Source organism: Sphingomonas bacterium (genome assembly GCF_903644135.1).
In the GTDB taxonomy this organism is placed as follows: Bacteria; Pseudomonadota; Alphaproteobacteria; order Sphingomonadales; family Sphingomonadaceae; genus Sphingomonas.
The window spans coordinates 1-2,865 of the sequence record NZ_CAHJXA010000342.1 but is presented as its reverse complement, the minus strand read 5'-3'; the positions used below and the strand labels follow the sequence as shown (position 1 = coordinate 2,865).

Here is a 2,865-nt window from a genome sequence, read left to right as displayed (position 1 = left end):
CCGGCGGGCTACGCGACCCGCCGCGACGCCGGCCCGCCGAAGCCGGTCGACCGCTGGACGCTGGCCGAGCGGGAGAAGGCGGCCGTCGCGCTCGGCAAGCCGGCGCTGCCGATCTTCATGACGCCCAACATGGCCGCGGGGCTGTGGACCACCGCTGGCGATTACGCCCGGTTTCTGGCCTTTGCGCAGCGCTACCCGGCGCTCTCGACGCCGACCACGCGGGTGAAAGGGACGCTCGACTGGGGCCTCGGCTGGGGGCTGGAGCGCGCCGGCGGGCGGCGTTTCGCTTGGCACTGGGGTGCGAACGACGGCGTCGCTGATCTGTTCGTCCTTGACTTCGCCTCGGGCGCGGCGGTCGTCCTCCTCACCAATGGCGAGGCCGGGCGCAAGGTGTACGAGCGCGCCGCCCGCACCGTCTTCCACCGCGAGTTCGATGCGTTCGCCTGGCTGAAGTGATGCTCGTCCGCCGCGACGCGGCGACGCTACGAAGGCTTACGTTGACTCGCTACGAAGATCGACGTAGCAACTGCGCATGAAGCGGCTTCCGACCTTTCCCGACAGCGACGTGCCGCTGCCGACCGAGGCGGAGCTGGAGATCCTGCAGGTGATCTGGGAACAAGGCCGCAGCACCGTCGGCAGCGCGCACTTCGTGCTGAACGAGCGGCGGACACGCGGCTACACCACCGTGCTCAAGCTCCTGCAGATCATGCTCGCCAAGGGGCTGGTCACGCGGCTCGATAAGGAGCGGATGCACTTCTATCTCGCTACGGTGACGGAGCCCCAGGTGCGCGCCGCCTATGTGGGCGAGGTTGCGCGCAAGCTGTTCGCCGGCTCGCTGTTCGGCCTCGCGTCGTTCGCGCTGGGCCTGACGCCGGCGGACGAGGACATCGACGACATCAGGGCGGTACTCGATGCTCATGACGAGGGAGCGACCAGCCCGGACGGTTGATCCAGGGGAACGGGAAGGGACAAGATGAAGACGTTGCTGATGCTGGGCGCCCTGCTCGGCAGCTCTGCCGCAGCGCCGATGCCGAACGGCGGCGAGACGGTGCCGCTGAGCCTGTACCAGGGCAAGCAGTTCACGATCCAGGCGGTGGTCGCGGGCAGGCCGCGCAGCTTCCTGTTCGACACGGGCGAGGGGCTGACCATGATTGCCCCCGCGCTCGCCAGGGCGCTCGGCTGCGAGCCGTGGGGCAGCATCACCGCCTTCCGGATGCTCGGCGAGCGTCTCGATACCAAGCGCTGCGACGGCGTCTCTTTCGGCATCGGCTCGGGTCGATATGTCGCGCCCTCCGTGATCGTCTACGATCTGGGCGAGATCGCCGGCAGGGACACGCCGCCACTCGACGGTGCCGTCGGCCTCGACCTGTTCGCCGGCCGGACGATCACCATCGACCTTGCCCACCGGCGCGTGATCCTGGAGACGCCCGCCTCTGCGAAGCGCCGGCTGCCCGACGCGGTGGAAGTGCCGATGCGGCTGGTGCGCGGCGATGCCGGTGGCCTCGACGTCAACGTCGGCGTCACGACGCCGCGCGGGCTTGCCTGGATGGAGCTCGACACGGGCAACGCCGGTCCGACGATCTTCGCGTCGCAGGCGATGGCGCCGCTACTGGGGCTGAACGCATCGACCCGCGAGCCGCAGGACGTGACGGTCCGCCTCGGCACGGCCGAGCTGAAGACGCGGGCGCGCGTGTTTCCCGGCATGATCATGGACGGCAACATCGGGATGCAGCTCGTCCGGGACCGCGCCATAACGCTCGACCTGAAGAACGGGCGGGCATGGCTTGCTCCTGCCGCAGGTGTCCGATGATCGTCCGGCATCTCCGTGCGATCGTCGCCGGGCTGGTGCTCGGCTGGCTCCCGTCTCCAGCCGGCGCTTCCACGGGTGCCGAGCCGATCGCGAGACTGCGTCTTGAAAGCTACCGCAAGGGTGTCGCGGCCCGGATCGAGGTCGGCGGACGGCAGCGGCTGTTCCAGCTCGATACCGCCGGCGGGCTGACCGTCATCTCGCCCGCGCTCGCCAAGGAGCTGAACTGCGGCCCGTGGGGCTCGGTGACCGGCTTCCACATGACCGGCACGAAGATCAGCGCGCCGCGCTGCGATGCGCTGCACCTGCGCTGGGGGGACTTGCCGCTCACCAGTCCCGTCGTCGCCGTGATGGAGGTGGGAACGCCGGACACGCCGATCGACGGGTTGCTGGCGCTTGACGCCTTCGCCGGCCATACGATCACGATCGACTTCGCCCGGCAGGAGCTCGTCGTGGAGTCGCCGGCCAGCCTGCGCGAGCGCATCGTGGGCACAACCGAGGTGCCGGCGCACCTCGCGCGCGAGATCGGCGGCATCGCCCTGTCGATGTTCGTCGAAGCGCCGACCGCCAAGGGCCCGATCAGGCTGGAGCTCGACAGCGGTAACGGAGGTACCATCCTGGTATCGCGGCCGCTTCTGAAGCTGCTGGGCCTTCCCGATCACGGTACGGCACCGCAGCAGGGCCGGTTCTCGGTCGCGCCCGGCATCGAGGCGTCAGGCCTGATCTTCAGCCCGGACCTCGTGATCGACGGCAATCTGGGCATGCCGTTCCTCAAAAATTGGGTGGTCACGATGGATCTCGCCGCCGGGCGGGTCTGGTTTAAGCGCAGTGCTGTCCAAGCACCGGCCGGGATGGGCACGCCACCGCTCGTCAAACCGTAGCATCCTGTACCGGCTAAACGTGGTGATCCTCGAGATCAGAATGCACATGAACGATTGTCTGCTTTGGGGAAGCGGACAGAGGCTGCTGAACGTCGCCTTTTGTGAAGGATATCGGGCATCGGCAGATGTACGATATCCTCCAAGGCAGGAAGCCGCGGCCCCGGGCGGTGAGCTATG

At 68.4% G+C, this 2,865-nt stretch carries 4 protein-coding genes; all 4 read left to right on the top strand.

Going from position 1 to position 2,865, the window contains the following annotated elements; all coding sequences use genetic code 11:
- Positions 1 to 456, top strand: a 456-nt coding sequence (locus tag HUU96_RS14145; RefSeq protein ID WP_174293384.1) for a serine hydrolase, incomplete at its 5' end; no start/stop codon positions are given.
- Positions 457 to 532: 76 nt separating this feature from the next.
- Complete coding sequence (locus tag HUU96_RS14140) at positions 533 to 949, top strand: BlaI/MecI/CopY family transcriptional regulator (protein WP_174293383.1); 417 nt, start codon at positions 533 to 535, stop codon at positions 947 to 949.
- A gap of 24 nt (positions 950 to 973) precedes the next feature.
- Positions 974 to 1,810, top strand: a complete 837-nt coding sequence (locus HUU96_RS14135; RefSeq protein ID WP_174293382.1) for an aspartyl protease family protein — start codon at positions 974 to 976, stop codon at positions 1,808 to 1,810.
- Positions 1,807 to 2,688 (top strand): aspartyl protease family protein, encoded by an 882-nt coding sequence (locus tag HUU96_RS14130; RefSeq protein WP_174293381.1) that lies wholly within the window; start codon positions 1,807 to 1,809, stop codon positions 2,686 to 2,688. Before HUU96_RS14135 ends, HUU96_RS14130 begins: the two co-directional genes overlap by 4 nt.
- Positions 2,689 to 2,865: the final 177 nt, after the last annotated feature.